Source organism: Mesorhizobium sp. M7A.F.Ca.US.005.03.1.1 (genome assembly GCF_003997975.1).
Lineage (GTDB): Bacteria > Pseudomonadota > Alphaproteobacteria > Rhizobiales > Rhizobiaceae > Mesorhizobium > Mesorhizobium ciceri.
The window spans coordinates 76,943-102,627 of the sequence record NZ_RZRO01000012.1 but is presented as its reverse complement, the minus strand read 5'-3'; the positions used below and the strand labels follow the sequence as shown (position 1 = coordinate 102,627).

The following is a 25,685-nucleotide window of genomic DNA, read 5'->3' as shown; positions in this document are numbered from 1 at the left end:
GCCGTAGCTGATCGGCGGAACTTGGCGCGACGGGGGGCAGCTTGGTGACATGGAAACGGTGCACCGGCTCGCCCTCCACAAACTGCTGCAGATGCTGCCCGGTATTGCCGAGCCCGAACGTGCGGGAGCGGCAGAACGCTATCTCTTGCGAACCGGTGCGGACTGGCCGCCATCAGAGCGTGAAAAGGCCCTGGCGTCGGTCACATCGATCCTTGCCGATCCCGGCTTCGGTCAGCTGTTTGCGCCATCGTCGCGTGCCGAGGTTGCGATCATGGGCAGCCTGGAGGTCAAGGGCAAGAAGCGCTCGATTTCCGGCAAGATCGACCGGTTGGCGGTGACGCCGGACACGGTATCGATTGTCGACTACAAGACCAACCGGCCGGCGCCCGCCACTCTGGCCGAGGTGCCGCCGGCCTATGTCCTGCAGTTGGCGCTCTACCGCGCGCTGTTGCAGCCGCTCTATCCCGGCCGCACGGTCAAGGCGGCCTTGCTGTTCACCGAAGCGCCGCGGCTGATCGAACTGCCTGCCAGCGCCATGGACGACGCCCTTGCTCGACTCACGGGAGCGTGACACAACACCTGCTTGAAGAAGGGCGCGATCACCACCACATTTGGTGGGACAAAAACTTTCAAAAGGATTTTTCCATATGGCAACCGTGAAGGTCGACAAGAGCAACTTCCAAGCTGACGTGCTTGACGCCAACGTACCGGTCGTCGTCGATTTCTGGGCGGAATGGTGCGGTCCCTGCAAGATGATCGCGCCGGCGCTCGAAGATATCGCCACCGAACTTGGCGCCAAGGTCAAGATCGCCAAGCTCAACATCGACGAGAATCCGGAGCTTGCCGCCCAGTTTGGCGTGCGCTCGATCCCGACGCTGATGATCTTCAAGGGCGGCGAAATGGCCGACATGAAGGTCGGTGCCGCGCCGAAGACCGCGCTGTCGCACTGGATCAATGGCAACCTCGCCTGACCCATCTGAAATTCCTGATATCAAGCCCGGCCTCGCGCCGGGCTTTTTGTTGGCGTCATCGGTGCGTGGCTCTGGCTCTCGCATCCGGGCACTCCATGTCATCTGCTTGAGCCAGACAGGAGAACTCCATGACCGGATCCGCCAAGGCCACCGTCTTCATCGACAACGAGCGTGTCATCGTCACCGAATACCGCTTCGCGCCGGGCGAGAACACCGGCTGGCATCGCCACGGCCACGACTACGTCGTCGTGCCGCTGATGGACGGCAAGGTGAAGCTGTTGACCAAGGACGGCGAATCCTTCGCCGAGATGAAGAAGGGCGCGCCCTATTTCCGCAAGGAGGGCGTAGAGCACGACGTCATCAACGCCAATGAAGGCGAATACGCCTTTATCGAGATCGAGCTGAAGTAACGTCGCCTATCAATGCGCTGGAAATCCACCGCGTGATGGCACGCCATCAGCTGCCACCTTGATGGCAGCAGTGGATCGGCCTATATCCGTTCTAAAAGGGAGTTCGAAATGGCCGAACCACAACTCTCAGTCCGAAGCGCAAAAGCACGCGACCTGGCTCATAGACTTGCTCGTCGTGAAAATCGTTCGATAGCCGATGTGGTCGAACGTGCGCTCGAATCCTACGAAATTCGTGAAGCTGGCCGTGAACCTGCTTCCACCTTCTATGCCAGCTTGACTGCAAACCATGGCGCCGACATCGATCTGGAAAAGATCATTCGCGAAGGCCGCCAGGTTCATTCGGGACTTGAGCTTTGATTTTCGTCGATACCAACGTGATTTCGGAGAGTCTGAAGAAGGCGCCGGACCAAGCTGTCCTGGCATGGCTTGTCCGCAATGACGCTGAACTGGCCCTTCCCACAGTGACGATTGCTGAAATCGCCTTCGGCATCCAAAAAATACGGCCTGATGAGCGTGCCGATCGGCTGGAGCAGGGACTTTCCCGGTGGCGCCATCGATTTGCCGGCCGGATTTTTGGACTGACTGAAGATGCTGCCTTGGCTTACGGCGAGATCATGGGTGCCGCGACACGCCAAGGTGCCGGCATGTCAGCCCCCGATGGCATGATTGCGGCGATAGCGCGCGTGAACGGTGGCCGGCTGGCAACGCGCAATCTCAGCGACTTTGGCACCACCAGCCTTGATCTGATCTCACCGTGGGATTTCTGAAGGTCGAAAGCCAAGGTTCGGCCTCAGCCGCCGCAGCCACCCAAGGCATGAATAGTCGCCTGCTTCAGGTCGGCGGGGTGCCGTTCTCGGCCAGCACCGCTCCGGTCAGATACAACGAACCGCTGATCAGGATGCGTGGCGACGGGCCGTCCCAGGTGTCGCGCAGCAGCATCAGCGCGCTGGCGACGGAACTCACCGGCTCGGCGGTCAGCCCGGCTTCCGTTGCGCGGATCGCCAGTTCGTCGTTCGGCACGCCGGCCTCGCTGAGGCTCACCGGCACCGTGTAGACATGCCGGGCGAGGCCCTTGAAGGCACGGAAATAGCCGCTCTGGTCCTTGGTGTTGATCATGCCCGAGATGAGGAACAGCGGACGCGGGTTCTTCTCTTCCTGCTCGGCCAGCGCTTCGGCAACCACCACGCCGGCACCGGGATTGTGGCCGCCGTCGAGCCAGATATCGGCGCCCTTGGGTGCCAGTTCGGCCAGCCGGCCCTGCACGAGCTTCTGCATGCGGCCGGGCCAGGCGACATTGATCATCGCCTTTTCGGCGGCGCGATGGCTGATCTCGAAACCGGCCGCTTTGACCGCGGCGATCGCCGCCGCCGCATTGGCGAACTGGTGGCGGCCGGGCAGCCTGGGCGGCGGCAGGTCCATCAAGCCGTCTTCGTCCTGGTAGACCATGCGGCCGTTTTCCTCGAAGGCAAGGAAGTCCTGGCCGTAGACGAAGGTGGGGCATTCAAGCCGCTCGGCGGTTTCGATCAGCACCTGCAGAGCCGTCTCGCTTTCCTGCGCGCCGATGACCACCGGACAGCCGGGCTTGATGATGCCGGCCTTTTCGGCTGCGATCAGTTCGACACGGTCGCCGAGATAGGCCTCGTGGTCGAGCGACACCGGCATGATCACCGACACGGCCGGCTCCTTGATGACATTGGTCGCGTCGAAGCGGCCGCCGAGCCCGACTTCGATGATCGCAGCGTCGGCCTGGTGTTCGGAAAACAACAGGAAGGTGACGGCGGTGAGGATCTCGAAGACGGTGATCTTCTCGCCTTCATTGGCCCTGGCGGCACGGGCAATGGCATCGGCGAAAACCCTGTCCTCGACCAGCCTGCCGCCGCCATCGGCGGCCAGCCGGTAACGCTCATGCCAGTTGACCAGATGCGGCGAGGTGTGGACATGGACGCGGTAGTCCGCAGCCTCGAGCAGGGCGCGTGAAAAGGCTGCGCACGAACCTTTGCCGTTGGTGCCGGCGATGTGGATGACCGGGGGCAGCCGGTCCTGCGGATTGTCAAGCCGCTCCAGCAGCCGCGAAATGCGGTCGAGCGAAAGGTCGAAGCCTTTCGGATGAAGCGCCATCAGGGCTTCGATTTCGCGGTCGGCGGCAAGCGTCGTCATGGTGGAATCCTAGCGCATGAGCCTGAAAACCAGAATCGGTTTCGGATGGCCATGGCAATCAAAGGCTACAGCGCGCCGAAGCCCTCGTGCAATCGCGGTCGCGGCGCTTCGTGTCGCTTCAGGCTTGCGGCCGAGCTTCCGCGGCAACCACCGCCGGCGGCAGGATTTCCGGCTCCAGCGTTTTTTGCTCTTCCGGCAGCTTGAGCAGCATCTTGAGCAGGCGCGCGATCGTTTCACGCATTTCCAGCCTGGATACGACCATGTCGACCATGCCGTGCTCCATCAGATATTCGGAGCGCTGGAAGCCATCGGGCAGTTTCTCGCGGATCGTCTGTTCGATGACGCGCGGTCCGGCAAAGCCGATCAGCGCGCCGGGCTCGGCGATGTGCACGTCGCCCAGCATGGCGTAGGAGGCGGTCACGCCGCCCGTGGTCGGGTTGGTCAAAACGACGATGTAGGGCAGGCCGGCTTCCTTCAGCCGGTCGACACCGACCGTTGTCCGAGGCAATTGCATCAGGGACAAAATACCTTCCTGCATGCGGGCGCCGCCGGAAGCAGCAAACAGGATCAGCGGCCGCTTGCGCTGCAGGGCCACTTCGAAACCGTGCACGATGGCGTCGCCGGCGGCCATGCCGAGCGAACCGCCCATGAAGGCGAAGTCCTGCACCGTGACCACAACCGGAAGACCCTCGACGGTGCCCAGCGCATTGATGATCGCGTCCTCAAGGCCGGTCTTGGCCTTGGCGTCCTTCAACCGGTCGACATAGCGCTTCTCGTCGCGGAATTTCAGCGGATCCTGCATGACCTTGGGGTTGTCCAGGGTCTCGTATTTGCCGCCATCGAAGAAGAATTTCAGCCGCTCCTTGGCCGAGATCTTCATGTGATGACCGGACGAGGGAATGACGAACTGGTTCGATTCCAGGTCCTTGTGGAACACCATCTCGCCGGTCTCCGGATCCTTGATCCAGAGATTCTCGGGCATGTCGGTGCGCCGGCCGAGCATCGAATTGATCTTCGGGCGAACGTAATTGGTGATCCAGTTCATCGCTTCGGCTCCTGTCCTGACGAAGAGTTGCTAATGCATGTCGCCCAAAAGTGGGAACCGGTTCTGGGATAACGGCATGCACAAGACCTGACGTAGGGAAACTATTCGGCAGCAGCAAGGCGGGCCGAGCGCACGCCTTGCGCAAGCCCGCTGACCAGCGTGGCGACGGCCTCGGCCGGATCGGCGGTCTTCTCGCCCTTCGGCCCCAGCACATTGGCCACCGCATTGACGATCGCGGTGCCGACGACGACGCCGTCGGCATTGGCGCCGATCACCCGGGCCTGCTCGGCGGTCTTGACGCCGAAGCCGACGCAGACCGGCAGGTCGGTGTGGCCCTTGATGCGCTTGACCGCCGCCGCCACCTTGCCGGTGTCGGCCAGCGCCGAGCCGGTGATGCCGGTCATCGACACGTAATAGACGAAGCCCGACGTGTTCTGCAGCACCTTGGGCAGGCGTTTGTCGTCGGTCGTCGGCGTCGCCAGCCGGATGAAGTTGATGCCGGCTTTCAATGCCGGAATGCACAGTTCCTCGTCCATCTCCGGGGGCAGGTCGACGACGATCAGCCCGTCGATGCCGCTGGCGATCGCGTCCTTGAGGAAGCGGTCGACGCCATAGATGTAGATCGGATTGTAGTAGCCCATCAGCACGATCGGCGTTTCATTGTCGCCAGCGCGGAAGTCGGCCGCCATCTTCAGCGTCTTGGCCAGCGTCTGGCCGCCTTTCAGCGCCCGCAAGCCCGCCGCCTGGATCGCCGGGCCGTCGGCCATCGGATCGGAGAACGGCATGCCGAGCTCGATGATATCGGAACCTGCGCCCGGCAACGCCTTCATGATCGACAAAGAGGTATCGTAGTCGGGGTCGCCGCCCATGAAATAGGTGACGAGCGCCGGGCGGCCTTCGGTCCTGAGCTTCGCCATGCGGCGGTCGATGCGGGTGGCCATGATCAGATCTCCATGCCCAGCATGCTGGCCACCGTGTGCACGTCCTTGTCGCCACGGCCGGACAGGTTGACGATGACGATCTGATCCTTGTCCATGGCAGGCACGATCTTCACCGCATGCGCGATGGCGTGCGCCGATTCCAGCGCCGGGATGATGCCTTCGACGCGCGTCGTCAGCTTGAAAGCCTCCAGCGCCTCGTCATCGAGGATCGGCACGTATTCGACCCGGCCTGAATCGCGCAGCCAGGAATGCTCCGGCCCGACGCCGGGATAGTCGAGGCCGGCCGAGATCGAATGGCCGTCCATGATCTGGCCGTCGGAATTCTGCAGCAGATAGGTGCGGTTGCCATGCAGCACGCCCGGCGCGCCGGCATTCATCGAGGCGCAATGCTCGATGCCGTCGAGACCGCGACCGCCGGCTTCGATGCCGATGATGCGGACCTCCTTGTCGTCGAGGAAGGGATGGAACAGGCCGATGGCGTTCGAACCACCGCCGACAGCGGCGATGATGGTGTCGGGCAGCCGGCCTTCCTGCTCGAGGATCTGTGCCCGCGCCTCGATGCCGATCACCGACTGGAAGTCGCGCACCAGCTCCGGATAGGGGTGCGGGCCGGCGGCGGTGCCGATCAGGTAATAAGTGTCCTCGACATTGGTCACCCAGTCGCGCAACGCCTCGTTCATGGCGTCCTTCAGCGTGCCGTGGCCGGCGGTCACCGGGCGCACTTCGGCGCCGAGCAGCTTCATGCGGAAGACGTTCGGGCTTTGCCGGGCAACGTCTGTGGCGCCCATGTAGACGACGCAGGGAAAGCCGAAGCGGGCCGCAACCGTGGCCGAGGCCACGCCGTGCTGGCCGGCGCCGGTCTCGGCGATGATGCGCTTCTTGCCCATGCGCTTGGCCAGCAGGATCTGGCCGAGGCAGTTGTTGATCTTGTGCGAACCGGTGTGGTTCAAATCCTCGCGTTTGAAGTAGACCTTCGCGCCGCCCGCGAGGCCCCTGGCCGAGGAAACCTCACGAAGATGCTTCGTGAGGCCTTCGGCGAAATAAAGCTTCGACGGCCGTCCGGCATAGTGGGTCGACAGGTCAGTCAGCTCAGCCCTGAAGTCCGCATCGTTCTTGACCTCGTTCCAATGCCGTTCCAGATCGAGGATCAGCGGCATTAGCGTTTCGGCAACGAAACGACCGCCGAAAATGCCGAACATGCCCTGTTCGTCGGGCCCGGTGCGGAAGGAATTGGGTGTCGCCGGCTTGTTCATCGCCGATCTCCTGGCATCTTGACTATGAGGCATGTCCTTGTCGGAAAACCGGTTCCCACTTTTCCGGGACATGCTCTGGTTTGAGGCACCACTAGGCTGCGCGGGTGTTCCGCGCGGCCCTGACGGCCCGGAAAAACTGTTCGATCAGCGCCGGATCCTTGACGCCCGGCGCGCTTTCCACGCCTGAAGAAATGTCGATCCCAGGCGGGTTGGCAAGCCGAAGGGCATCGCCGATATTGGCGGCGTTGAGCCCACCGGAAAGCATGTAATCGACGCCGCCGTCAAGGCCGGCGAGAATGCGCCAGTCGAAGGCAACACCATTGCCGCCCGGCAGTTCGGAGCCTTTGGGCGGCTTGGCGTCGAACAGGAACCGGTCGGCTATGCCGATGAATGGCTTCATTCGTTCGAGATCGGCGGCCTCGCTGAGCGGCAGCGCCTTCATCACCGGCAGGCCATAGCGGGCTTTGACCTCGGCGACGCGCTCGGGCGTTTCCGCGCCGTGCAGCTGCAGCATGTCGGGCTGCATTTTGGCAACGATTTCATCCAGGAAGGCGTCGCCGGCATCGACGGTGACGGCAACCGCCATCGCCTTGCCGCGCGCGGCCTCGCGCAGACGGCCAGCCTCGGCAGGTTCGACATAGCGCGGGCTTTTGGCGAAGAAGATAAACCCGACATGGCTGGCGCCGCCGGCCAGCGCCGCGGCCATTGCCGCGTCGGTCTTCAAGCCGCAGATTTTGATGTCGAGTGCCATGGCGCGGGAATTGGCATGAAAAGCGATAAGAGTCGAGAAAAAGCATGCTGTTTGCCGGCACGGCCAAAGGCGCTACCTATGGATGGACAGGACGCAAGGCGGGAGCACGATCATGGCCGACAGAACCGTAGCCGAACTCAGGCAGAAGATTGCGCAGGCGCGCGAGGTCATCGCGCACCTGATCGACAAGGCCGCATTCAATGGCGCCGAGGCGCACCGCGCGCTCGACTATTTCGGCGGCGATGAGTTCGACGGCAATTTCCTGCCGTGGCCGCATCATGGCGATGAGGGGTTGCGGCCCGAAGACTTGAACGCCGCCAACGACGATTGAGCGATCTACTCGAACATGATCGCCTGCAGCGCACCGCCATTGCGCTTCAGCCAGTCCTTGCAGCGATCGGCGTCGGGGCAGAGCTTTTCGCACAGTTTCCAGAATTTCGGGCCGTGGTTCATCTCCTTGAGATGCGCCACTTCATGCGCGACGAGATAGTTGATGACCGGCGACGGCGCCATCATGATGCGCCAGGAAAAGGACAGATTGCCTTCGGAGGTGCATGACCCCCAGCGGCTTGACGTGTCCTTGAAGCGGATCGCCTTGGCGCGCTTGCCAAGCGCCTCGGTGTGCTTGGCCACCAGCTTCTCGATTTCCTTCTTGGCCTCGCGCTTGAGGAAATCGGCGAGGCGGCGCGGCAGATGTATGCGGTCGCCATGCACGATCAAGAGCGGACCACGTTCGTCGCGCGACACGGTGACGGTGCCGCGCTTTGACGGTTCATGGACGATGCGGTGCGGCACGCCGCGCACCGGGATCCTGATGCCGGGCCGCACCTGCGGCCGCGTCGGCACCTTGGCCAGTCGCTGCTCCAGCCAGTCCTGATGCCGCTCGAGGAACCTGTCCACTTCGCCGCGGCGCAGGCCTGGCGGCACGGTGATGCGCAGACCCTGGCCGCCTGAATCGATACGCAGCGTCATTCGGCGCGCCCTGGCGCTCTCGACGATCTTGAGCGGCAGCGTGCGACCGGCGACGCAATATTCGCGCTCCACGACAGGCGTGGGCTTGGGCTTTGTCAGATTGCGAAAGAAGCCGAGAGTCATGGCGGGACGATACGCGATTCGAGAAAAACGACTAGAACAAAAAAGAAACGGCGCCGCTCGCGCGACGCCGTTTTTTCACGATGTGACCAGTCGCCGGATCTCAGTCGTCAAGCAGGTTCGAACCCTTGCCACGCTTGGTGGTCGTCGTTCCGGTGCTCGGATCGGTCTTCGTCGGCGCCGTCGACTTGTTGCGGTTGGCCATGAAGCGGTCGAACTCGTCCTGGTCCTTGGCGCGGCGCAATTCGCGGGCGTATTCGTCGAACTGGGTCAGCATCTCGTCGAGCTTGCGGCGCTCTTCGTTCAGCCGCTCAAGTTCCTTTTCGCGCCAGTCGTCGAAAGCGACGTTGCCGGTGCGGGCGGAACCATTGCCCCAGCGCGCGGCCTTGTCGGAACCGCGGCGGCAACCGGCGAAGATGCCGTCGGTCGCGCGGTTGACGTCACGCTTGAAGCCATCGAGGCGGTCGCCCCAGATGATGTAGGCGAGCATGGCGAAGCCGAGTGGCCAGAACACCATGAAACCCACAACCATCAACGCGATGGTTGCCGGCGTCCAGGCCGGACGGATCAATGCGGATGTGTTCATTTTCTCCCATTCCTTCGGTTGGAGACAGCCAAACCCGGCTGCGTGGAATCGAAATGGGAAGAGAAAAACGGCGATTCAAGACAATGTCCGCCAAATCCGGACAAGCATCTGAAATGTTTATCGCTTTTTGATCATATCGAGGAAAAGCACGACCAGCCCGGCAATCAGGCCCCAGAATGCGGCGCCAACGCCGAACAGCGTCAGACCCGACGCGGTGACGACAAAGGTGACGGTGGCGGCCATGCGATCCGCCTCTTCCTTCAGCGCGATAGAAAGCGCGTTGGCGAGCGACGCCATCAGCGCCAGGCCCGCCACCAGTACGATCAGGCTCTGTGGCAGCACCGCGAAGATCGCCACCAGCGAAGCGCCGAAAATCGCAAAGATGAGATAGGCGAGCGCATAGAACGGCCCGGTCTTCCAGCGCTCGGCGGGGTCGGGGTGGACGTCCGGCCCGGTGCAGATCGCGGCCGAGATCGCCGCCAGATTGGTGGTCGAGCCGCCGAACGGCGCCGACAGCAGCGAAAACAGGCCGGTGACGCCGATCAGCGGGCCGGGCTCCGGATGGTAGCCGGCGGCGCGCAGCACGGCGAGGCCGGACAGGTTCTGGGAAGCCATGGTGACGAGATAGAGCGGCAGTGCCAGCCCGATCACCGCCTTGGCGGTGAAATCAGGCGCAATCAGCGTCAGCGTCGACAGTTCCGGTGTCGGCAGGCCGCCGACACGGCCGGTGAGGAAAGCGGCAAGGCCACCGCCGATCAGCACCGCCAGCACCGACAGCGCCGGGTTGAACAGGCGGATGACGAAGAAGGCTGCAATCAGCGGCAGGATCAGCCACGGGTCGATGGGAATGGTCTTCACCGCATTGAGCGCGAAGGTGACGACGATACCGGCCAGCATGCCCGAGGCGACGGAAGGCGGTATTCTCGAGATCAGCTTCGTCAGGGGCCGAAACAGCCCGGTGGCGATCAGAAGGACGCCGGTGACGATGAAGGCGGCGACGGCCTCACCCATCGAAAAGCCGCTCGATGCCGCGATCAGCGCCAGGCCCGGCGTCGACCAGGCGGTGATGACTGGCATTTTCGTGCGCCATGACAGCCACAGGCTCTCGATCGCCATGGCCAGGCAGATCGTCGTCACCCAGCTTGCCGTCTCGATCTGCGTCGCGCCGACTGCGTTGGCGGCGGCGATGACGATGGCCAGCGTGCCGCCGAAGCCGACGATCGCCGCGACGAAGGCGGATATCGGAATGGAAAGGCGCATCAGTTTCCCCTCTGCGCCATTGCATCGACGGCCCGCACCAGCATGTCGAGATCCTGCGGTCGCGACAGGCGATGGTCGCCGTCAGGGATCAGCGACAGGGTCACGTCGTCGGCGGGCAGCAGGCTGACCAGCTTCAGTGCATGGCTTGCCGGCACATCCGCATCGGCCAGGCCCTGCAGGATATGCACCGGGCAATGGGTGTCGATCGGGCCTGTCATTGTCAGGTTGTCGCGCCCGTCCTCGATCAGCGCGCGGGTGTAGATGTAGGGTTCCGTGGAATAGTCCGACGGCTCTTCGAAGAAACCTTTTTTGGCGAGATCGCGCTTCTGCGCCTTGGTCAGCACCGGTTCGATCAGTTCAGCGGTAAAATCCGGTGCCGGCGCCAGCAGCACCAGGCCGGCGACGTTGCTGTCATCAGCCTTGCGCAATTCCTGCACCATGCGCAGCGCGATCCAGGCGCCCATCGAGGAGCCGACCAGGATCTGTTTGCCCTTGGTGAAATGCCGGAACACGGCAAGGCTTTGTGCAAGCCATGTCGAAATCGTGCCGTCGGCAAAGGCGCCGCCGGATTCGCCATGGCCGGAATAATCGTGGCGCAGAAAGGCGCGGCCTTCTTTTGCCGCCCAGTCCGACAGCGTCTGCGCCTTCGCGCCCAGCATGTCCGACTTGTAGCCGCCGAGCCAGACGATGCCGGGCGCAGAGCCAGCAGTATGGCGCACCGCGATGCGCGATCCATCGACATCCATAAAGACGGGGGGCGTTGCGGTCATGGCTTTTTCCTCAGGCCCTCTTCTGGCGCGGGATTCTTGTGGCACGGTCGGTGGCGTGGCGAAAAGTGCTCACTATGTTCTTTGTTTGGTGCAGGGCAGCGATCAGGGTGATTTTCTGTCAATGCTGTGCTATTGACTCCGCCCGCGCGCTCACCACATTGGCGCGTCCATGCATCAACACTGACAAATCCTGAACGAAACGGCCAAGGAGACCACGACCATTCGCAGACCTTTCAAAGCAGCGGCGCCGACCAAGGATGGCCCGCGCTCCAACCGTGACATCCGGGTTCCCCGGGTCCAGCTTATCGACGCCGAAGGCCAGAACCGCGGCGATGTTTCCATCAACGACGCATTGCTGCTGGCCGAAGAGGCCGGGCTCGATCTCGTCGAGATATCGCCCAACGCGGTGCCCCCCGTCGTCAAGATCCTTGATCTCGGCAAGTTGAAATACGCCAACCAGAAGAAGGCGGCCGAGGCGCGCAAGAACCAGAAGGTCATCGAGATCAAGGAGATCAAGATGCGCCCGAACATCGACAGCCATGACTACGAGACCAAGATGAAGGCGGTTCGCCGCTTCTTCGAGGAAGGCGACAAGGTCAAGCTGACGCTGCGCTTCCGTGGCCGCGAGATGGCGCATATGGAACTCGGCATGCAGCTTCTGAACAAGGTCCGCGAGGAAGTGGCGACGATTGCCAAGGTCGAAGCGGAACCGAAGCTCGAAGGCCGCCAGATGATGATGGTGCTGTCGCCGCGCTAAGATCTGCATCGGCGCGTATCTAGGATCACGATGACGTCAGGCTTGGCCATCGCGCTTAAATCCGCCTGAATCACATCGCAAGGCGTCCCGGCGATCGGCGGGACGCCTTCTTCTTGTTCAGACGCTGCGATCGCCGGCAAAATTCCTGACGATCGGATTCACTATGGTCGATGAAGTCAAGGTTTCGGACGTGGACTTCAAACACGGGCTGGGCAATTACCAGCATATGCGCCGGATAGTGCTTGCCGTTCTCGTGGTCGTGCTGTTTGCAGCATTGCTATTTGGCCAATCGACGTTTCCGCCCGACACAGCCGTGCACGAGACGATCGAAATGTTCGGCGTGCTGCTGATTTTCCTCGGCATCGTGGGCCGCCTTTGGGCGACACTCTACATAGGCGGGCGCAAATCGTCCGAGGTGGTGACTGGCGGGCCTTACTCGATCACCCGCAACCCGCTCTATGTGTTCTCGACCGTAGCCGCAGCCGGTGTCGGCGCGCAGATCGGTTCGTTCTCCGGTATCATCCTCTTCGGGCTTTTGTGCGCGGGGGCGTTCCATATCGTCATCCTGCGCGAGGAGAAGTTCCTCAAGGAAGCGCTCGGCGCGCCGTATCAGGCCTATCTGGCGCGGGTGCCTCGCTTCTTCCCAAAACTGTCGCTCTACCAGGAGGGCGATACCGGAAACTTCAAGCCGCGCCTGCTGTTGACCACGCTGCTCGACGGCCTGGTGTTTCTGATCGCGCTGCCGGCCTTCGAATTGATCGACGGCGCCCAGCTGTCAGGCATGTTGCCGGTCTGGTTCACGCTGCCCTGACGAGGACACAGCGCCGCATCTCCACAGGTGTTGCGCGCGGGCCGTCTTTGACGTATAGCACCGCCGTTCAAGAAAACCGCCCGGCAGGGCATGCCGTGGCGGTTTCATTTGCTTTTCGGGCTTTGGTCGGCCTGAAGCGAACAAGAAGCGCGATAGTGCGCCAACAATACGGAGTAGCAAAATGCCCAAGATGAAGACCAAATCGGCCGCCAAGAAGCGGTTCAAGATCACAGGTACGGGTAAAGTCCTGTCGGCTGCGGCCGGCAAGCGTCACGGCATGATCAAGCGTTCCAACAAGTTCATTCGAAATGCCCGCGGCACGATGGTTCTGGCTGAACCGGATGGCAAGAAGGTCATCAAGAATTTTCTGCCGAACGGCCTCTAAGGCATTCGGTCCGGACACGCATTTGTTTTACGCAATTCCGAACGGAAAACCGCAAGGCACTTTTCCTGGAATTGCTTTTAAGGAGATCATGACATGGCACGCGTAAAAAGAGGCGTCACTTCGCACGCCAAGCACAAGAAGGTCCTGAAAGCCGCGAAAGGCTTCTACGGCCGCCGCAAGAACACCATCCGCATCGCCAAGCAGGCGGTGGAAAAGTCGCTGCAATACGCTTACCGCGACCGCAAGAACCGCAAGCGCTCCTTCCGCGCGCTGTGGATCCAGCGTATCAACGCCGCGACCCACGAGCATGGCCTGACCTATGGCCGCTTCATCGACGGCCTCAACAAGTCGGGCATCGAGATCGATCGCAAGATCCTGTCGGACATGGCCATCCACGAGCCGCAGGCTTTCGCGGCCCTGGTCGCCAAGGCCAAGGTGGCGCTCGAATATCTGAAGAACACCACGCCGAACGCTTTTGAAAGCGCTGTCGCCTAAGACCAGCGCTTCCCAAGCATTCGCAATTCTGATTTGGGGAACCCGCGCTGGCACGGCTGGCGCGGGTTTTTCTTTTGCCTGATCCTTGGAGTGATTTCACTTTAGAAGTGACTTTCACTTTGAGGCCGACCTCCCAACGCAGCGAGTTTGACCGTGAACGACGCAACCACTGGCCTGGATACGCTTGAAAACTCACTTCTGGCCGAGATCGCCTCGGCCGCCGATGAGCCGGCCATCGAGGCCGTGCGCATCGCTGCTTTCGGTAAGAAGGGCAGCGTGTCCGAGATGCTGAAGACACTTGGCGCCATGACCGCCGAGGAGCGCCAGATCAAAGGCCCAGCCATCAACGGCCTCAAGAACCGCGTCACCGACGCGCTGACTGCCCGCAAGGCTGAGCTCAAGGATGTGGCGATCACCGCCCGCCTCGCCGCCGAAAAGGTCGACGTGACGCTGCCGGTGCGGCAGTCGCCGGCTGAGCGCGGCCGTATCCATCCGATCAGCCAGGTCATCGACGAGATTGCCGCGATCTTCGGCGATCTCGGTTTCTCCATCGCGGAAGGTCCCGACATCGAGACCGACTATTACAATTTCACCGCGCTGAATTTTCCCGAAGGCCACCCGGCGCGCGAGATGCACGACACCTTCTTCTTCCAGCCGGACGAGAAGGGCGAGCGCAAGCTTTTGCGCACGCACACTTCGCCGGTGCAGATCCGCACCATGGAAACGAAGAAGCCGCCGATCCGCATCGTCATTCCTGGCAAGACGTACCGGCAGGATTCGGACGCCACCCACTCGCCGATGTTCCATCAGGTCGAGGGGCTGGTGATCGACAAGACAGCCAACGTCGCCAACATGAAGTGGGTGCTGGAGGAGTTCTGCAAGGCCTTCTTCGAGGTGCCGCAGGTTAAGATGCGCTTCCGGCCGTCCTTCTTCCCGTTCACCGAGCCAAGCCTCGAGGTTGACATCCAGTGCGATCGCTCGCGGCCCGGCGAAGTGCGCTTCGGCGAAGGCTCCGATTGGATGGAGATCCTCGGCTGTGGCATGGTGCATCCCAACGTGCTGCGCCATGGCGGTCTCGATCCGGACGAATATCAGGGTTTTGCCTGGGGCATGGGCATCGACCGCATCGCCATGCTGAAATACGGCATGCCGGACCTGCGCGCCTTCTTCGATGCAGACGTGCGCTGGCTGTCGCATTACGGCTTCCGGCCGCTCGACATGCCGACTTTGTTCGGAGGCCTGAGCGCATGACAGCGCCCTATGCCGGCGGCTGCCGCTGCGGCGCCGTGCGGTTCGAGGCCTCTGCCGAACCGCATCACGTCAGCTACTGCCATTGCGGCGATTGCCGGCGGGCCAGCGGCGCGCCGGTGTCGGCCTTTGTCGGCTTCCTGGTCGATCAGGTCGCGTTCACCGGCAAGGCGCTGAAGATGTATGAGAACGGCCCGGTGACGCGCTCTTTCTGCGGCACCTGCGGCTCACCCATCGCCTATGTCGACGAGCGGCTGGAAGAAGACATCTACTTCATGCTCGGCGCCATGGACATGCCGGCCGATTTCCAGCCGACGCTGCATGCCTATATCGGCGAGCAGCTTGCCTTCCTGCATATGTCCGACGACCTGCCGAGACATCTGAAATCAAGCGTCAAAAGACCAGACGGAACAGTCCCATGAAATTCACCCTCTCCTGGCTCAAGGACCACCTCGAGACCGACGCCACGCTCGACGAGATCGTCGAGCGGCTGACTTCGATCGGTCTCGAAGTCGAGCATGTCGACGACAAGTCGAGCCTGAAACCATTCGTCATCGCCAGGGTGCTGACGGCGGTTCAGCATCCCGATGCCGACCGGCTGCGCGTGCTGACCGTCGACACCGGCGACGGCAAGCCTCCGGTGCAGGTCGTTTGCGGCGCGCCAAACGCCCGCGCGGGCCTGATCGGCGCCTTTGCCGCGCCCGGCACCTATGTGCCCGGCATCGACGTAACGCTGACGGTCGGCAAGATCAGGGGCGTCGAAAGCCACGGCATGATGTGTTCCGAGCGCGAGCTGGAGCTGTCCGACGAACACAATGGCATCATCGACCTGCCTGAGGATGCGCCGGTCGGCACCAGCTTCGCCGCCTATGCGCACATCGACGATCCGGTCATCGAGATCAACTTGACGCCGAACCGGCCGGATGCCACCAGCGTCTACGGCATCGCCAGGGATCTGGCGGCGAGCGGGCTTGGCCGCCTCGTCGGCGGCGCCATCATGCCGCATGTCGGCAATGGCATGTGTCCGATCAAGGTGACGATCGAAGCGCCGGAGCTTTGCCCCGGCTTCGCGCTCAACTTGGTCAAGGGCGTCAAGAATGGAGCCTCGCCAAAATGGCTGCAGCAGCGGCTGATCGCCATTGGGCTGAGACCCATCAGCGCACTGGTCGACATCACCAACTACGTCACCTTCGACCGCGGCCGCCCGCTGCATGTGTTCGACGCCAGCAAGGTTGCCGGCAATCTCGTCGTGCGCCGCGCGCGCGATGGTGAAAAGGTGCAGGCGCTCGACGGCCGCGAATACACGCTGACGCCGGAAATGTGCGTCATCGCAGATGACAACGGCGTCGAGTCGATCGCCGGCATTATGGGCGGCGAGCATTCGGGCTGCGACGAGAACACCTCAGATGTGCTGATCGAATCCGCCCTTTGGGATCCGATCACCACGGCGCGCACCGGCCGCACGCTCGGCATCATCACCGATGCGCGCTACCGCTTCGAGCGCGGCGTCGACCCCGAATTCATGGTTCCGGGCGTCGAACTGGCAACGAAACTGGTGCTCGATTTCTGCGGCGGCACGCCGACCGAAATGGAGGTCGTCGGTTATGCCGGTCACACGCCGAAGATCGTTTCCTTCCCGCTTTCGGAAGTGAAGCGGCTGACCGGCATCGAGGTTCCCAGCGCGGAAAGCCTCGACATCCTGTCGCGCCTCGGCTTCAAGCCGGAGGGCTCGGGCGATGTCGTCGATGTCGCCGTGCCGTCCTGGCGCCCCGACGTCGATGGCAAGGCAGACCTGGTCGAGGAGGTCATGCGCATCCACGGTGTCGACAACATCGCGCCGCAGCCGCTCGGTGCGCATGACGCGGTCAATGCAAAGATCCTCACCACGCTGCAGGTCCGTACCCGCACGGCCAAGCGCGCGCTTGCCGTGCGCGGCATGATGGAAGCCGTTACCTGGTCGTTCATTCCGGCCAAGCACGCCGAGCTGTTCGGCGGCGGCCAGACCGCGCTGAAGCTCGCCAACCCGATCGCCGCCGACATGTCCGACATGCGGCCCTCGCTGCTGCCGGGCCTGATCGCGGCTGCCCAGCGCAACGCCGACAAGGGTATTGGCGACGTGGCGCTGTTCGAAGTGTCGGGCACTTATGAGGGCGACGGCGCCGACCAGCAGCGGCGCGTCGCCGCCGGCGTGCGTCGCGGCACCGCCAAGCTCGACGGTTCCGGCCGCAACTGGGCCGGCAATTCCGGCCCGGTCGGCGTGTTCGACGCCAAGGCCGATGCGATCGCCGCACTTGAAGCCTGCGGTGCGCCTGTCGACCGGCTGCAGATCGAGGCCGGCGGCCCGGCCTGGTATCATCCCGGCCGTTCCGGCACGATCAAGCTCGGCCCGAAAACCGTGCTCGGAACTTTCGGTGAATTCCATCCGAAGACGCTGGAAGGGCTCGATGTTTCTGGCCCGCTGTGCGGCTTCGAGGTCTTCGTCGATGCCGTGCCTGAACCGAAGGCCAAGCCGACGAAAACCAAGCCGAAACTGGAACTGTCGCCCTTCCAGGCGGTCAAGCGCGATTTCGCTTTCGTCGTCGACAAGTCGGTCGAGGCCGGCACGCTGGTGCGCGCAGCGCTCGCCGCCGACAAGAAGCTCATCACCGCCGTCTCGGTCTTCGATATTTTCGAAGGCGCTTCGCTGGGCGAGGGCAAAAAATCGATCGCCATCGAAGTGTCGATCCAGCCGGTCGAAAAGACGCTCACCGACGAGGATTTCGAGGCGTTGGCCAAGCGCATCATCGAGAATGTCGGCAAGCAGACCGGGGGCGTTCTGCGGGGCTAAAAAACTTGCGAGCAGATGGCGAATCGCCCTCCAAAGGGCGATGGACCATCTGCGGTATTCCGGCCTTCCCCTTGAAGAACAGCGCGCGGCGTTTCTCGCCATCGTGTCTGCCGACCCGCTGTTATGCGACGCGGTGGCGCGGGCTCGCACGCTCGACCTGCCGGACTGGCTGGTGGTATCCGGCGCTCTCTACAACAGCATCTGGAACCACCTGACCGGCAAACCGTCGGGCTACGGCATCAGGGATGTTGATCTTTTCTACTTCGATGACAGCGACCTGTCCTATGAGGCCGAGGACGCGGTGATCCGCCGGGCGGAGAAGCATTTCGAGGGGCTGGCGTTGCCGGTCGAGGTGCGCAACCAGGCGCGGGTGCATCTGTGGTATCCGCAGAAGTTCGGACGGCCGTGCCCGCGCTATTCGAGCGCCAGCGAATCCGTCAGCCATTTTGCCTCGAAGACGCACGCCGTCGGGGTTCGATACGACGCTGACGGGCAGCTCGAGATCGTGGCACCGTTTGGTCTTGACGACATTTTCTCGTTTCGCATCACGCCGAACCGGGTGATGGACAATCAGCGCACGCATGAGGCGAAGGGTAAGCGTGCAAGGGAGAACTGGCCGGAGATTAGTGTCGAGCCTTGGTAAAAATGTCGGCAGGGCAGAGGGGGGCGCTTCACGTCAGCGTCCCCATCTTCTGCACCGCGCTGCGTACGAAAAAGGGGCGCGCGGCGCCCCTTCCGATTACTCACCAGTTTTCAACCATTCACCAGCGTGAGCTCCTTCTCCGCATAGCGCCTACCGACCACCTTGTCGGGCGACAGCGCGTCACCAATCGCCTGCACCTCGACCGCGCTCAGCGCGATCCCGGCAGCCGCCGCATTCTGCTCCAGATGGCGTATCCTTCTCGCGCCGGGGATCGGCACGATGAAATCGCCCTGGTGCAGCACCCAGGCCAGCGCCAGTTGGGCCGAAGTTACCCCCTTTTCAGCTGCCAGCTTTTCCAGCGTCGCGATGACAGCGGCGTTGGCTTCCATCGCCTCGGCCTGGAAGCGCGGCAAGGTCCGGCGCCAGTCGTCGTCGCTCAGCGCCTCGGGCTTGGCGATCGTGCCGGTCAGCAGGCCACGGCCGAGCGGGCTGTAGGGAACAAAACCGATGCCGAGTTCGCGGCAGACGGCGAACACCTCGTCTTCCGGGTCGCGGCTCCAGAGCGAATATTCGCTCTGCACGGCAGCAATTGGATGCACGGCATGGGCCCGGCGGATGGTCGCCGCACTCGCCTCCGACAGGCCGAGCGCGCGCACCTTGCCCTCGCGCACCAGCTCGGCCATGGCACCGACCGTGTCCTCGATCGGCACGTTGGGGTCGACACGGTGCTGGTAGTAGAGGTCGATCACATCCGTGCCGAGCCGCTTCAGCGACGCCTCGGCGACCGCCTTGACGTGCTCGGGGCGGCTGTCGACGCCGGCCATGCGGTCGAGGCCTGTACCTTCCTCCAAAATCCTGAAGCCGAATTTTGTCGCGATCGTCACCTTGTCACGCGCGGACTTCAGCGCTTTGCCGAGCAGGATCTCGTTCTCGAACGGGCCATAGACCTCCGCCGTGTCGAAGAAATTGACGCCGATATCGATGGCGCGGTGCAGCGTGGCGATTGCGTCGGCTTCCGCCTGGCCGCCATAGGCGAAGCTCATGCCCATGCAGCCGAGGCCGACGGGATAGACGTTCAATTCAGTTCCTAGCTTGCGGGTTTGCATAACGCGTCTCCTTGTTGCGATGCGGCAGAAATAGCGCCTTGCCTTGTGTTCGATAATCGGCTCTCATTTGCACGGGCTGTTCTAAAAGATAGATCAATGAATCGCGCGCATCTTTCCCAACTGGCCGTGCTGGCAACCGTTGCCCAATGCGGCAGCTTTCGCGGCGCGGCCAGGGAATTGGCCATCGCGCCTTCGGCGGTCAGCCATGCGGTGTCCAGCCTAGAGGCGCGGCTTGGCGTTCGGCTGCTGGCGCGCAGCACACGCAGCGTCGCGCCGACCGAAGAAGGTGCGCAGTTGCTGGAACGGCTGCGACCGGCGCTGTCGGAGATCGATCTGGCGCTGGAGACGGCAATCGAGACACGCGACCGGCCGGCCGGCAATCTGCGCCTGACCGTGCCGCGCACCGCAGCCCATTTGGCGCTGACGCCACGGCTGGGCGCCTTTGCGTCGGCCTATCCCGATATCGTGCTGGAGATCGTCATCGAGGACCGTTTCACCGACGTGGTGGAAGGGGGCTTCGATGCTGGCGTCAGGCTAGGCGAGAGCCTGCAGCGCGACATGATCGCGGTGCGCATCGGGCCGGACCTTCGCGGCGCGGTGGTCGGCGCCCCGGTCTATTTCGAGGTCAACCCCAAGCCGCGTCACCCGCGCGACCTGGCTGACCACCGCTGCATCCGCTTCCGCTTCTCCAGCGGCATCCTCTACCGCTGGGAGTTCGAGAGAGGCCGCGAGGCGATCGAGATGGCGGTGGAGGGACCGCTGATCCTCGACGAGGACCATTTGATCGCCCAGGCGGCGGTCGACGGCGCTGGGCTCGCCTTCGTCTTTGAGGATTATGTCCGCGCGCCGCTCGCCGACGGCAGGCTGATCCGTGTGCTGGAGGACTGGTGCCCCTCCTTCGACGGCTTCTTCGTCTATTATCCGAGCCGCCGGCAGATGCGCCCGGCGCTCAGGGCGTTTGTCGATTTCTTCAAGGTGAGTGGATAGAGCGGGCTCGCTCGCCCCGGTAGGTCGGCTGAGGGACGGGGTGGGTAGCGCCCTACGAGACCCCCACCCCGCTTCGCAAAATCCGCTTCGCGGCATTTGCTGCGCGACCCTCCCCACAAGGGGGAGGGTGAAGCGCGCTGGAAGAAAGCCGAACCAACATTCGTTCACTCCCCATGCAAACATCGATCACCAACAGCGCCACCCGCTATGGCTGGGGCGCGATCCTTCTCCACTGGCTGATTGCGCTCATTTTCATCGGCCAGTTCGGGCTCGGCTTCGTCATGGTGCGGTTGACCAGCCAGCGCACCGCCTTCGAGCTGATCCAACTGCACAAATCCTTCGGCTTCCTGCTGCTCGGGCTTGTGTTGCTGCGCATCGCCTGGCGTCTTGGCAATGCAACGCCGGCGCTGCCGCGCTCGGTCGGAACCCTGGAGCGTCGGGCAGCACCGTTGGCCCATCTTGCGCTCTACGCGTTTCAGCTTGCCTTGCCCTTGTCCGGCTGGGCGCTGGTGTCGGTCTCGATGCTGGAGATCCCCAGCCTGCCGTTCAACCTGTTCGTCATGCCGAACCTGCCGCTGGCCGAATCGGATGGTGCCGAGAGCTTCTGGGCGGCTGCACATTGGTATCTCGCCTATGCCGGCATGACGCTTGTGGCTCTCCACGTCGCGGCGGCGCTGCGGCATCATTTCCAGCTCAGGGATGGCGTGCTCACGCGCATGGTCACGCCTTCGTCAGATTCGGAATAGAGCGAGCGGTTCATTCGTTCATGGAGTGAGGGCGCAAGAAATGCGCTGCCTCCAACAAGGAACATCCCCATGTACACGCGCATCCTCGGATTTGCGGCGGTCGCCGCTTGCCTTGCCATGCCTGTTTCTGCGGCCGTCGCGCTGGGTGACGCCGCCGGCAGCTATTCGATCAGCCCGGCCAGCTCCAGCATCCGCTTCTCCATCGGCAAGGTCGGCGGCGGCGGCCTCAATGGCACCTTCGCCCGCTTCAAGGGCTCGATCCGCATCGACAACAGCGATGTCGGGCGCTCAGCTGTCAATTTCACCATTTTTCCCGAAAGCGTCGGCACCGGCCAGGGCCGTATCGATGCCTTCCTGCGCTCCGACGCGGTGTTTGATGCCGCCAACAGCCCGGAAATCCAGTTCCGCTCTACCAGCGTGACCCGAACCAGCGACACCACGGCTCTCGTCAGCGGCCGGCTGACGGCGCGCGGCAAGACGTTCCCGGAAAAATTCACGGCCGAGCTCGGCGGTCTCAAGGCCGGCATGATCAAATTCCATGTCACCGGCAAGGTGCTGAGGTCGCGCTACGGCATGGATGTCGGCACGCCGATCTATTCCAACATCGTCGACTTCGACATGACGCTGACCGGCAAAAGGGGCTGACCTCGTCATTGGCTTTTCCGGCGATTTCGGGCAAACCTCGTCGCCTGTAATCGTGATGGAGATGCCTGATGTTCCGATGGGGTGTGTTGTCGACGGCCAAGATCGGCCGCGAGCATTTGTTGCCGGCGATGGTCGAGGCGGAGAATAGCGTGCTGTCGGCGATCGCCAGCCGCGATCTGTCGAAGGCCAAGGCGCTGGCCGATCGCTTCGGTGCGCGCCATGCCTTCGGCTCCTATGAGGAACTGCTTGCCTCCAACGAGGTCGACGGCGTCTACATCCCGCTGCCGACCTCGCAGCATGTCGAGTGGGCGGCCAAGGCCATCGAAGCCGGCAAGCATGTGCTGGTCGAAAAGCCGCTGGCGCTCGACGCCAAGGACATCCTGCCGCTGATCAAGCTGCGCGACCAGAAAAGGGTGCTGGTCTGCGAAGCCTTCATGGTCATCTACCACCCGCAATGGATCAAGGTGCGCGAGCTCATCGCCAGCGGCGCCATCGGCCGGCTGCGCCATGTGCAGGGCGCGTTCTCCTACTACAACGTCGACCCCAGCAACATGCGCAACCAGCTCGACCTCGGCGGCGGCGCGCTGCCCGACATCGGCGTTTACCCGACCGTGTCGACGCGCTTTTCCACCAGCAAGGAGCCGCTGCGCGTGCAGGCAACGATCGAGCGCGACAAGACATTCGGCACCGACATCTACTCCTCGATCCGTGCCGATTTCGGTGACTTCGAGCTGTCGTTCTATCTGTCGACTCAGATGGCGGCGCGCCAGGTGATGGTGTTCCACGGCGAGAAGGGTTTCATCGAGTTGTTCTCGCCTTTCAATGCCGGGCTCTACGACCACCACCGCGTCGAACTGCACAACCAGAACCACACCGAGGCGCAGGTTTTTCGCTTTCCCGGCACGCAGCAGTACCGGCTGGAGGTCGAGACCTTCGCGCGCGCGGCACAGGGCGGCAAGGAGCGCGTCTTCACGCTGGAGGAATCGGTGCTCAATCAGAAAGTCATCGACGCCATCTTCCGCGCCGGCGGCAAAGAAGGCTGGGAGACCGTCTGAATTCCTTGCATTGAAATAGCCGGCTAATTCTGGGAGGAAAAATGGCTGACGATGCGGACGTGATCATTGTCGGCGCCGGCCTTGCAGGGCTGGTTGCCGCCGCCGAGCTCGCCGAGGCCGGCAAGAAAATCATCATCGTCGACCAGGAGCCGGAGCAGTCGCTCGGCGGCCAGGCATTCTGGTCGTTCGGCGGCCTTTTCCTCGTCGATTCGCCCGAGCAGCGGCGCATGCGCATCCGCGATTCGCATGACCTGGCGCTGGAAGACTGGCTGGGCACCGCGGCTTTCGATCGGCCCGAGGATTTCTGGCCGCGCAAATGGGCGGAAGCCTATGTCGGCTTTGCCGCCGGCGAAAAACGCTCCTGGCTGATACAGCGCGGCCTGAAATTCTTTCCCGTGGTCGGCTGGGCCGAGCGTGGCGGCGGCAATGCCATCGGCCACGGCAATTCGGTGCCGCGCTTCCACATCACCTGGGGCACGGGCCCCGGCGTTCTCGAACCCTTCGTACAGCGCGTGCGCGAGGCGCAGAAGCGCGGACTGATCAGTTTCAAATTCCGCCATCGGGTCGATGAATTGACCCGCACGGGTGCGACTGTCGACGGGGTGCGCGGCGACATCCTGCAACCGAGTACCGCCGAGCGCGGCCACAAGAGTTCGCGCGAAATATCAGGAGATTTCGAGCTTCGCGCGCAAGCCGTGATCGTCGCTTCCGGCGGCATCGGCGCCAACCATCAGCTTGTGCGGGAAAACTGGCCGCAGCGGCTGGGCGCGGCGCCCAAGCGCATGATCACCGGCGTGCCCGACCACGTCGACGGCCGCATGCTGGCGATCACGGAACAGGCCGGCGGTTCGATCATCAACCGCGACCGCATGTGGCACTATGTCGAGGGCATCAAGAACTGGGCGCCGATCTGGACCGACCATGCGATACGCATCCTGCCCGGCCCATCATCGCTGTGGCTCGATGCGCGCGGCAAGCGCCTGCCGGTGCCGCTCTATCCCGGCTTCGACACTCTGGGCACGCTCTCCCACATCATGAGCACCGGCTTCGACTATTCCTGGTTCATCCTGACCAAGAAGATCATCCAGAAGGAGTTCGCGCTGTCGGGCTCCGAGCAGAACCCCGATCTGACCGGCAAGAGCTGGCGCCAGGTGCTCGGCCGCGCCACATCGGGCATTCCGGGCCCCGTCAAGGCGTTCATGGAAAAGGGCGAGGACTTCATCGTCGAGGCCGATTTGCCGGCGCTGGTCGCGCGCATGAACGCGCTGGCCGGCGGCGAGGCGCTGCTTGAGGTGGCTCAAGTCGAGCGCGAGATCCGCGCCCGCGATAGGCAGCTCGATAACCCTTTCTCCAAGGATATGCAGATCACCGCTCTGCGTGGCGCCCGCGCCTATCTCGGCGACCGGCTGATCCGCACGGCCAAGCCGCACAAGATGCTCGATCCGGCAAATGGCCCGCTGATCGCGGTGCGGCTCAACATCTTGACCCGCAAGACGCTGGGCGGCCTGCAGACCGATCTCGACAGCCGCGTGCTGGGGGCAGATGGGCAGCCGGTCGCCGGGCTCTATGCCGTCGGCGAAGCCGCCGGTTTCGGCGGCGGCGGCGTGCATGGCTATGCGGCGCTCGAAGGCACCTTCCTCGGCGGCTGCATCTTTTCCGGCCGCAGCGCCGGCCGGGCAGCGGCTGCCTCGGTGGCGTGAAGGGGCGCCACTTGGTCCTCAGAGTTTGGCCGCGATCACCAGCGCCAGCCGCCCCGTCCAAGCGCGGTCACCGCATCGACGATCCGGGTGAAGCTGGTGCGGGCGCGGCCAACCGTGTGCCGGGCTCTGAGATAGCCGTGAACCAATCCCGGCTCCTCGAACCACGTCGCGTGGCCACCTGCCGTGATGATCAGGTCGCGATAGGTCTCGCCATCCGATGACAGCGGGTCGCATTCGGCGGTGATCAGCACTGTCGGCGGCAAGTTGGAGAAATCGGTGTCGGCAAGCGGGGCCAGCGTCGCATCGCCGCTACGGTTTTGCCCTCCAGTGCGAATGTGCTTGTAGAATTCGAGATCGCGCACGGTCAGCATCGGCGCTTCGGCGTGCTTGACATAGGAGCCTTTCGAGCGGTCTCCGCCGAGGCCGGGATAGATCAGCACCTGGCCGACCGGCCTTTTCGAATGGCCGCGCGTGGCGTGACTGACGGCGGCGCAGAGATTGCCGCCGGCGCTGTCGCCGCAGAGCACGATAGGATGATCGCGATTGGCGGCGGCCCATTCGAAGGCGCTCATGGCATCGTCGAAGGCGGCTGGATGCAAATGTTCCGGCGCCAGCCGGTAATCTACGGAGACCACCTCATAGCCTGTGCGCGAGCACAGCTCCGCGCAAACATCGTCATGGCTGTCCAGCCCACCAAGGATGAAGCCGCCGCCGTGGACATAGAGCACCGTCACGCCTGCCTGGAGTGGGCTTCGGTAGATACGGATCGGGATATCGTGCGTCGGCGTTGCAATGGCGGAGGTTTCGACAGCGACGCCCTCGGGATAGCCGGCAAAGAATTCCCGGCACATGCGGTCGTAGATCTCGCGCTGCTGCGCGATCGTGTAGCCGATCGTATCGGGCGGATAGTAGGAATTGGTGCGCTCGATGAAGGCCCAGGTCTCGGCATCGATGAGGGTTTTGTCGGTCATGGGTGCTGGAAAGGCGGCCAAGGCTGAGCCTGGGCGCCCCCTTCTGTCCTGCCGGACATCTCCCCCTCAAGGG

Annotated in this window: 29 protein-coding genes and 1 pseudogene; 19 read left to right on the top strand and 11 right to left on the bottom strand. The window is 63.2% G+C overall.

The window, feature by feature from the left end:
* Window positions 1-67 precede the first annotated feature (67 nt).
* The 5 genes and pseudogenes from EN990_RS08540 to EN990_RS08520 all read left to right on the top strand — a co-directional run.
* A pseudogene (locus tag EN990_RS08540) lies at window positions 68-571 on the top strand (PD-(D/E)XK nuclease family protein); the annotation flags it as partial.
* 76 nt (window positions 572-647) lie between these two features.
* Window positions 648-971, top strand: a complete 324-nt coding sequence (gene trxA / locus EN990_RS08535; protein ID WP_013528326.1) for a thioredoxin — start codon at window positions 648-650, stop codon at window positions 969-971.
* Window positions 972-1,099: 128 nt separating this feature from the next.
* The gene (locus EN990_RS08530; RefSeq protein WP_013528325.1) at window positions 1,100-1,381 is read left to right on the top strand and encodes a cupin domain-containing protein; all 282 of its coding nucleotides are present in this window, start codon (window positions 1,100-1,102) and stop codon (window positions 1,379-1,381) included.
* Window positions 1,382-1,489: 108 nt separating this feature from the next.
* The gene (locus EN990_RS08525; protein ID WP_013528324.1) at window positions 1,490-1,738 is read left to right on the top strand and encodes a type II toxin-antitoxin system VapB family antitoxin; all 249 of its coding nucleotides are present in this window, start codon (window positions 1,490-1,492) and stop codon (window positions 1,736-1,738) included.
* A complete protein-coding gene (locus EN990_RS08520; protein WP_063169784.1) occupies window positions 1,735-2,148 on the top strand; it encodes a type II toxin-antitoxin system VapC family toxin in 414 nt (137 codons plus the stop codon). The genes EN990_RS08525 and EN990_RS08520 overlap by 4 nt, the downstream gene beginning before the upstream one ends.
* A gap of 64 nt (window positions 2,149-2,212) precedes the next feature.
* Here EN990_RS08520 and EN990_RS08515 read toward each other — a convergent pair whose 3' ends face one another.
* The 5 genes from EN990_RS08515 to EN990_RS08495 form a co-directional block, all read right to left on the bottom strand.
* Window positions 2,213-3,538 carry a folylpolyglutamate synthase/dihydrofolate synthase family protein gene (locus EN990_RS08515; protein ID WP_063169785.1) on the bottom strand — a complete coding sequence of 442 codons (1,326 nt, stop codon included), beginning with the start codon at window positions 3,536-3,538 and terminating at the stop codon, window positions 2,213-2,215.
* 118 nt (window positions 3,539-3,656) lie between these two features.
* Window positions 3,657-4,583, bottom strand: a complete 927-nt coding sequence (gene accD / locus EN990_RS08510) for an acetyl-CoA carboxylase, carboxyltransferase subunit beta (protein ID WP_013528321.1) — start codon at window positions 4,581-4,583, stop codon at window positions 3,657-3,659.
* Window positions 4,584-4,684: 101 nt separating this feature from the next.
* Complete coding sequence (trpA, locus tag EN990_RS08505) at window positions 4,685-5,524, bottom strand: tryptophan synthase subunit alpha (RefSeq protein ID WP_027161022.1); 840 nt, start codon at window positions 5,522-5,524, stop codon at window positions 4,685-4,687.
* 2 nt (window positions 5,525-5,526) lie between these two features.
* A complete protein-coding gene (trpB, locus tag EN990_RS08500; RefSeq protein ID WP_013528319.1) occupies window positions 5,527-6,777 on the bottom strand; it encodes a tryptophan synthase subunit beta in 1,251 nt (416 codons plus the stop codon).
* Window positions 6,778-6,868: 91 nt separating this feature from the next.
* The gene (locus EN990_RS08495; protein WP_024501981.1) at window positions 6,869-7,528 is read right to left on the bottom strand and encodes a phosphoribosylanthranilate isomerase; all 660 of its coding nucleotides are present in this window, start codon (window positions 7,526-7,528) and stop codon (window positions 6,869-6,871) included.
* A 112-nt stretch (window positions 7,529-7,640) separates the two neighbouring features.
* Between EN990_RS08495 and EN990_RS08490 the strand changes: the two genes are divergently transcribed.
* A complete protein-coding gene (locus EN990_RS08490; protein WP_013528317.1) occupies window positions 7,641-7,859 on the top strand; it encodes a hypothetical protein in 219 nt (72 codons plus the stop codon).
* A gap of 5 nt (window positions 7,860-7,864) precedes the next feature.
* On the opposite strand, the gene EN990_RS08485 is transcribed toward EN990_RS08490, so the two are convergent.
* The 4 genes from EN990_RS08485 to EN990_RS08470 all read right to left on the bottom strand — a co-directional run bounded on the left by EN990_RS08485 (window position 7,865) and on the right by EN990_RS08470 (window position 11,236).
* A complete protein-coding gene (locus EN990_RS08485) occupies window positions 7,865-8,623 on the bottom strand; it encodes a M48 family metallopeptidase (protein ID WP_127368043.1) in 759 nt (252 codons plus the stop codon).
* Between the two features lie 100 nt (window positions 8,624-8,723).
* The gene (locus EN990_RS08480; RefSeq protein ID WP_063169787.1) at window positions 8,724-9,206 is read right to left on the bottom strand and encodes a DUF2852 domain-containing protein; all 483 of its coding nucleotides are present in this window, start codon (window positions 9,204-9,206) and stop codon (window positions 8,724-8,726) included.
* 117 nt (window positions 9,207-9,323) lie between these two features.
* Window positions 9,324-10,466, bottom strand: a complete 1,143-nt coding sequence (locus EN990_RS08475) for a benzoate/H(+) symporter BenE family transporter (protein ID WP_013528314.1) — start codon at window positions 10,464-10,466, stop codon at window positions 9,324-9,326.
* Window positions 10,466-11,236, bottom strand: coding sequence for an alpha/beta hydrolase (locus EN990_RS08470; RefSeq protein ID WP_027161018.1), 771 nt, complete (start codon window positions 11,234-11,236; stop codon window positions 10,466-10,468). The genes EN990_RS08475 and EN990_RS08470 overlap by 1 nt, the downstream gene beginning before the upstream one ends.
* A gap of 220 nt (window positions 11,237-11,456) precedes the next feature.
* Here EN990_RS08470 and infC point away from each other — a divergent pair, with 220 nt between their 5' ends.
* The 8 genes from infC to EN990_RS08430 all read left to right on the top strand — a co-directional run bounded on the left by infC (window position 11,457) and on the right by EN990_RS08430 (window position 18,402).
* Window positions 11,457-11,993 (top strand): translation initiation factor IF-3, encoded by a 537-nt coding sequence (infC, locus tag EN990_RS08465; protein ID WP_013528312.1) that lies wholly within the window; start codon window positions 11,457-11,459, stop codon window positions 11,991-11,993.
* Between the two features lie 163 nt (window positions 11,994-12,156).
* Complete coding sequence (locus EN990_RS08460) at window positions 12,157-12,804, top strand: isoprenylcysteine carboxylmethyltransferase family protein (RefSeq protein WP_013528311.1); 648 nt, start codon at window positions 12,157-12,159, stop codon at window positions 12,802-12,804.
* A gap of 181 nt (window positions 12,805-12,985) precedes the next feature.
* On the top strand, window positions 12,986-13,189 hold the full coding sequence (rpmI, locus tag EN990_RS08455) for a 50S ribosomal protein L35 (protein WP_006201248.1): 204 nt from the start codon (window positions 12,986-12,988) through the stop codon (window positions 13,187-13,189).
* A gap of 93 nt (window positions 13,190-13,282) precedes the next feature.
* The gene (gene rplT, locus EN990_RS08450) at window positions 13,283-13,684 is read left to right on the top strand and encodes a 50S ribosomal protein L20 (RefSeq protein WP_013528310.1); all 402 of its coding nucleotides are present in this window, start codon (window positions 13,283-13,285) and stop codon (window positions 13,682-13,684) included.
* A 153-nt stretch (window positions 13,685-13,837) separates the two neighbouring features.
* Window positions 13,838-14,935, top strand: coding sequence for a phenylalanine--tRNA ligase subunit alpha (pheS, locus tag EN990_RS08445; RefSeq protein ID WP_013528309.1), 1,098 nt, complete (start codon window positions 13,838-13,840; stop codon window positions 14,933-14,935).
* Window positions 14,932-15,354, top strand: coding sequence for a GFA family protein (locus EN990_RS08440; RefSeq protein WP_013528308.1), 423 nt, complete (start codon window positions 14,932-14,934; stop codon window positions 15,352-15,354). The genes pheS and EN990_RS08440 overlap by 4 nt, the downstream gene beginning before the upstream one ends.
* Window positions 15,351-17,759 carry a phenylalanine--tRNA ligase subunit beta gene (gene pheT, locus EN990_RS08435; RefSeq protein ID WP_127368041.1) on the top strand — a complete coding sequence of 803 codons (2,409 nt, stop codon included), beginning with the start codon at window positions 15,351-15,353 and terminating at the stop codon, window positions 17,757-17,759. The genes EN990_RS08440 and pheT overlap by 4 nt, the downstream gene beginning before the upstream one ends.
* A 40-nt stretch (window positions 17,760-17,799) precedes the next feature.
* Window positions 17,800-18,402: a nucleotidyltransferase family protein gene (locus EN990_RS08430; RefSeq protein WP_063169791.1), complete on the top strand. Its 603-nt coding sequence runs from the start codon at window positions 17,800-17,802 to the stop codon at window positions 18,400-18,402.
* Window positions 18,403-18,512: 110 nt separating this feature from the next.
* On the opposite strand, the gene EN990_RS08425 is transcribed toward EN990_RS08430, so the two are convergent.
* Window positions 18,513-19,508 carry an aldo/keto reductase gene (locus EN990_RS08425; protein ID WP_027161015.1) on the bottom strand — a complete coding sequence of 332 codons (996 nt, stop codon included), beginning with the start codon at window positions 19,506-19,508 and terminating at the stop codon, window positions 18,513-18,515.
* 96 nt (window positions 19,509-19,604) lie between these two features.
* Between EN990_RS08425 and EN990_RS08420 the strand changes: the two genes are divergently transcribed.
* The 5 genes from EN990_RS08420 to EN990_RS08400 all read left to right on the top strand — a co-directional run bounded on the left by EN990_RS08420 (window position 19,605) and on the right by EN990_RS08400 (window position 24,641).
* On the top strand, window positions 19,605-20,495 hold the full coding sequence (locus EN990_RS08420; protein WP_013528304.1) for a LysR family transcriptional regulator: 891 nt from the start codon (window positions 19,605-19,607) through the stop codon (window positions 20,493-20,495).
* Window positions 20,496-20,668: 173 nt separating this feature from the next.
* Window positions 20,669-21,241 (top strand): cytochrome b, encoded by a 573-nt coding sequence (locus EN990_RS08415; RefSeq protein WP_013528303.1) that lies wholly within the window; start codon window positions 20,669-20,671, stop codon window positions 21,239-21,241.
* Window positions 21,242-21,310: 69 nt separating this feature from the next.
* Complete coding sequence (locus tag EN990_RS08410; protein WP_013528302.1) at window positions 21,311-21,886, top strand: YceI family protein; 576 nt, start codon at window positions 21,311-21,313, stop codon at window positions 21,884-21,886.
* A gap of 68 nt (window positions 21,887-21,954) precedes the next feature.
* Window positions 21,955-22,941, top strand: coding sequence for a Gfo/Idh/MocA family oxidoreductase (locus EN990_RS08405; protein WP_127385133.1), 987 nt, complete (start codon window positions 21,955-21,957; stop codon window positions 22,939-22,941).
* 41 nt (window positions 22,942-22,982) lie between these two features.
* Window positions 22,983-24,641, top strand: coding sequence for an FAD-binding dehydrogenase (locus EN990_RS08400; protein WP_027161012.1), 1,659 nt, complete (start codon window positions 22,983-22,985; stop codon window positions 24,639-24,641).
* A 35-nt stretch (window positions 24,642-24,676) separates the two neighbouring features.
* On the opposite strand, the gene EN990_RS08395 is transcribed toward EN990_RS08400, so the two are convergent.
* Window positions 24,677-25,612, bottom strand: coding sequence for an alpha/beta hydrolase (locus tag EN990_RS08395; protein ID WP_127368934.1), 936 nt, complete (start codon window positions 25,610-25,612; stop codon window positions 24,677-24,679).
* Window positions 25,613-25,685 lie beyond the last annotated feature (73 nt).